This is a genomic window from Methanobrevibacter sp., assembly GCF_045541095.1.
In the GTDB taxonomy this organism is placed as follows: Archaea; Methanobacteriota; Methanobacteria; order Methanobacteriales; family Methanobacteriaceae; genus Methanocatella.
Map to the genome: position 1 here is coordinate 1 of NZ_JAZQIJ010000273.1, position 4,906 is coordinate 4,906.

Genomic DNA, 4,906 nt, shown 5'->3' on the forward strand with positions numbered 1-4,906 from the left:
CAAAATAAGTAAAAAATATCGTATAAATTAAAAAAAAATAAAATTTCAAGCAGTAATACTAACTTTGATTAATCAAATTTTTAATTTCCCAATCCGCCCAAATCATAGTGATATTGTTGGAGACAACCTCGCCCAGAACAATTCCCATCCATGCACCCCACACACCAAAGTTCAAAACAACACCTAACAATACCGCAAAAGCTATTGTAAAACCGGTTTCCCTCATGATTGTTTGAAACATTGCGGTGATGCCCTTTCCGAGACCCTGAAAGACATATGTTGATGCAACACCGACTGCCATTGTCGGATAATATATTACAATCCAAGCCAAAAAGGCTGTAAGTTCGCCCAAAATTCTGATGCTGCTTCCTGAAGAGGCAAAAATTGAGGCAATGTCGCCTGCAAATACATTTGTCAAAATCATGACAACAATGGATATTGCTATCGAGATTTTCATAGCATATCTATGTGCGATGCGAATATTTCCATAGTTCCCCGCTCCATAATTAGCAGCAATCACACTAATCATTGCAGTTCCGATAGCAAGAAGAGGAGTTGTCCCGATTGTAACTATTCTCCAGCCGGTTGAATAAACCGCAACAGAATCAGTAGTTCCAACAAAGGCCAGAAGTGCAGAAAAGACAGCTGCAAAAAAAGCATTATTCAAAAGCTGAACACTGGCAGGAATTCCAACTTTAACTATATCAAATGTAATGTCTTTTTTATAAATGAAATTAGCCAGATTGGGCTTTAAATAAGTGTCCTTTTTAAAATAGAACCAATAAATCAGAATCAGTATTACAAAGATGGAAGAAATAACCGTTGCAATTGCAGCTCCTTTGACTCCCAAATCCAAGGAATAAATAAATATAGGGTCCAAAATCATGTTTAAAACAGCAGATGCAATCATTGCATACATCGGCCTTGTAGTATCCCCTTCACCTCTGAAAATACCGTACAACGCATTTGACAATATTATAAATATTGATCCTATAAGAATTATTTCTCCATAATCAGTTGCATAGCCAATTGTTTGACCTGCTCCCATAACAGTCAGAATAGAGTTTAAAAAGATAAGTAAAACTATTGTAATGACTAATGAAATGATAATATCCAAAAATATTGAATGGAGGGATGCATTATCTGCTTTCGGCTTATTATCTTCACCTAAATATTTTGATATTGCAAAAGCCGCACCGGACCCGAGACCGTTTCCAAAACCAACCAGAATCATGAAAATAGGTGTGAAAAATCCAACACCTGCAAGAGCATCAGCACCGAGTCCGGATACCCATGCAGCATCAATCAGATTATAAAAACTTGTGATAAGTAATGAAATAACTAAAGGAATAGACATGTTCAGCAATGCCTTTTTGGGATTTCCAAGCATTATGTCTACATTGTTTAGAGAATCACTGCCTAACATAATAATAATTAAATTTTATTTAAATATAAAATTAATTATATGAAAATATTTCAAAAAAAGAATAAAATTGCAGAATTTTCCTAATCTATATTAATCTTTACTTTTTTTTCAGACTCTTTAAAATCCACATCCTGGGCCCTATTTTCAACATCGTCCCTGATTTCTGAAAATTTTGCTTCAGCATCCTGCCTAATAACCCTTGCATTTGCAACAGCATTGCTGGTCATTTCTTTAAACTCCTCGGATTCAATTATTTTTTTACCGACGACTACAGCAGCACTTCCAGCAAGGAATATGAGTTCCCTGTGTTTAATTGCTTTTAACAAAAGTTTTCCGTATCCCATAATAATCACACTTACCCCTATATTTATCAAACACTACATATAGTTGGATTAAGTAGTATATAAATTAATATGATTTAAAAAAAAATGAATTTACCAAACTGGCTTAAAAAAAAGAAAAATAATTAGAACAGTGGATCTTTCACCATTCCAATTCTAAATGAATTTAGGATAACTAAAAGGGTTAAACCCAAATCTCCAAATCCGACAGACATCATCAGTGTGATGATACCTAAAATTGCAAGGATTACACACAACAGTTTGACTGCAATAGCCACAGTGATGTTCTGCTTAATGATTCCCATAGTCTTATGTGACAATGAAAACAGATATGGAAGTTTTGAAATGTCATCCTGCATCAGTGCAACGTCAGCTGTTTCAATAGCCACATCAGAACCTGCAGCACCCATTGCAATACCAATATTTGCACGTGCGAGAGCCGGCGCATCATTAATGCCGTCACCGACCATTGCAACATCACCAAATTTGTTTCTGATGGTATCCAGGAGATTCAGCTTATCTTCAGGAAGCAGGTTGGAGTAGACATAATCAATTCCGATTTCATCAGCCACACTTTTGGCTGCAATTTTGTTATCTCCAGTAAGCATTACGGTTTGCACCCCTTGCTCTTTCAAGTCTTTTATAACTTCAGAAGCATTGGCTCTGATTTTATCGGATACTGTTATGATACCCAAGACATTTTTGGAATTGCCGACAAATATTATAGATTTTCCTTCAGATGAAAACCTGTTGATTTCATCTCTTGAAATGTCAAAGACACTACCCTCAATCAATGATTCGTTTGCTGCATAGTATTGCTCAGAGCCGATATTTGCCACAATACCCTTACCCGGAACATTTCTGAACTCTTCAATCTCTTCAAACTGGATTTCATTCTCATCAGCATAATTGACAATTGCCTGTGCAATAGGGTGAGAAGAATTATGTTCAAGAGATGATGCGATTTTTATAATGTCTTCTTTACTATATTCATCATCTAATGACTCAACATCACTTAAAACCAATTTTCCTTCAGTCAATGTTCCTGTCTTGTCAAATATTACTGCTTTAACGTCACGCATTTCCTCAACATATGTACTTCCCTTAATGATTACTCCATTTTTGGTTGCTGAAGTAATGGCGGAAACCATTCCTACAGGTGTTGAAATTAAAAATGCACAAGGACATGAAATTACCAGCAGTGAAAGTGCCTTATATACCCAATCAGTCAAGTTTTGACCAAAGAGAACCGGTGGGATTGAAGCCACACATAAAGCTGCCACCATCATTACAGGAGTGTAGTATTTAGCGACTTTTTCAACCAGTGATTCAGTTTCAGACCTGTTGAGTTGAGATCTTTTAACCAATGTGACAATTTTTGAAATAACAGAATCCTTAGCCTTTTTAGTTACTACCATCTCGAAGTATCCGTCTTCGTTAACGGTTCCTGAAAATACTTCATCACCAACTTCCTTCAATACAGGAACACTTTCTCCAGTAATGGAAGCCTGATTTATTGAAGATGAACCTGAAGTGACATAACCGTCCATAGGAACTTTATCACCCGGTTTCACTATTACAATGTCTCCAATTTTGACTTCATCAACATTTTTTAACTCTTCAGAGTCGCCAACTTTAACTCTCGCAGTGTCCGGTGCAATTTCAACCAATGACTTGATTGAACGTTTTGCCCTGTGCTCAGCATAATCTTCCAGGAATTCTGCAATATAATACAGGAATGTTACAGCCGCACCTTCTTCAGGATGGCCTATGATAAATGATGCAACACATGCAATGCACATCAACATTGCTGGACCTACAGTGTGTCTCTTTACTAGTGACCTGTAAGCTAAAATGGCAATTTCATAACCTGCAATCACAGCACCAATCATGAAAATAATTGTTACAATAGTAGGATTGAATGATAACCATTCTAAAATATGACCTAATGCAAAACAGATTCCACTTGCAACAATAATTTGAATTGGCCTATTGGCTATCAAAGGTTTTCCTTCAGCCAATAACTCTTCATCCTCTTGGTTGTGTTCATGTCCGTGGTCATCATCAGCACAATCCGGACAACCACAAATACTTATGTCAATATCATCATCGTCATGATGGTCATGACAACCACAATCAGAATCAGAACAAGAATCCTCCTCATGCTCATGGTCATGACAACCACAATCAGAATCACTACAAGAATCCTCTACAACATGCTCATGATGATGATGCTCATGCCCGTGGTCATGGTCATGGTCGTCTGCACAATCAGGACATCCACAAATACTTATGTCAACATCTTCATCATAGTCTATTTCTTCTCTATGATCATATACGCTTAAATCAGTTTTTTCCTGAAAATCTCTTAATATTTGTTTATCATAATGATTAGAATCTGTACAGTGAATTTCATCACAATCTGGATCAAAACAGATATAATTGTAATGCTCAGGATTGTAGCAGTTTTCATCTGCACAATCTGCATCATAACATCTATTTTCAGCCATCGTATCACCAATTAAAAATTATTCTAATATATGTTCTAAACCTACTTTGTAAATCATTTCAATATGAAGGTCCGCTAAAGAATATCTTGCCATTTTTCCTTCTTTTTGATATTTGACAACATTATTTGCACGCAATATTCTTAATTGATTTGAAACAGTTGTTTGATTCAAATCAAGTGCTTCACAAATATCGCATACGCACAAATCTTCTAGACAAAGCAGGGAAATAATTTTTAATCTTGTGGGATTTCCAAATATTTTGAAAAATTCTGAAAGCTCAGCGAATTCAGTTTCATCAGGTATGCGTTCTTTTACACGTTCCACAACATCCTCATGGGAGTTGAATACCTCACACATATCCTCATTATTGTTTTCAAGATTATTATTTTCCATAGTCATCACATATATTATATATTTACATATTATGATATGTTTATGTATTTAAAAGTTTTCATATCATGATATTATGATATGTTGTTCTGAAAAAAATAAAAAAAAGATTAACTTCCCTGAAGGTCATGAACCTCCTGGCCAAGATAATCAACGTCCTTAACCAGCAGAACATCCTTAGGATACTTCACATCCCCAATGGAATGATTTTCAATGACATGGCATTCGATAAACTCCTC

The 4,906-nt window shown here is 35.8% G+C and carries 4 protein-coding genes; all 4 read right to left on the reverse strand.

Annotated features, from left to right (window positions below):
- Positions 1-58: 58 nt before the first annotated feature.
- Positions 59-1,426 (reverse strand): MATE family efflux transporter, encoded by a 1,368-nt coding sequence (locus ACKI2P_RS11780; RefSeq protein WP_407377787.1) that lies wholly within the window; start codon positions 1,424-1,426, stop codon positions 59-61.
- An 80-nt stretch (positions 1,427-1,506) separates the two neighbouring features.
- Positions 1,507-1,770 carry a hypothetical protein gene (locus tag ACKI2P_RS11785; RefSeq protein ID WP_407377788.1) on the reverse strand — a complete coding sequence of 88 codons (264 nt, stop codon included), beginning with the start codon at positions 1,768-1,770 and terminating at the stop codon, positions 1,507-1,509.
- A 122-nt stretch (positions 1,771-1,892) separates the two neighbouring features.
- A complete protein-coding gene (locus ACKI2P_RS11790) occupies positions 1,893-4,277 on the reverse strand; it encodes a heavy metal translocating P-type ATPase (protein ID WP_407377790.1) in 2,385 nt (794 codons plus the stop codon).
- Between the two features lie 18 nt (positions 4,278-4,295).
- Positions 4,296-4,670 (reverse strand): helix-turn-helix transcriptional regulator, encoded by a 375-nt coding sequence (locus tag ACKI2P_RS11795; RefSeq protein WP_296789983.1) that lies wholly within the window; start codon positions 4,668-4,670, stop codon positions 4,296-4,298.
- Positions 4,671-4,906: the final 236 nt, after the last annotated feature.

Coding starts and splice junctions, on each gene's coding strand:
- ACKI2P_RS11780 (WP_407377787.1), bottom strand. CDS start 1,426: ATGTTAGGCAGTGATTCTCTAAACAATGTAGACATAATGCTTGGAAAT.
- ACKI2P_RS11785 (WP_407377788.1), bottom strand. CDS start 1,770: ATGGGATACGGAAAACTTTTGTTAAAAGCAATTAAACACAGGGAACTC.
- ACKI2P_RS11790 (WP_407377790.1), bottom strand. CDS start 4,277: ATGGCTGAAAATAGATGTTATGATGCAGATTGTGCAGATGAAAACTGC.
- ACKI2P_RS11795 (WP_296789983.1), bottom strand. CDS start 4,670: ATGGAAAATAATAATCTTGAAAACAATAATGAGGATATGTGTGAGGTA.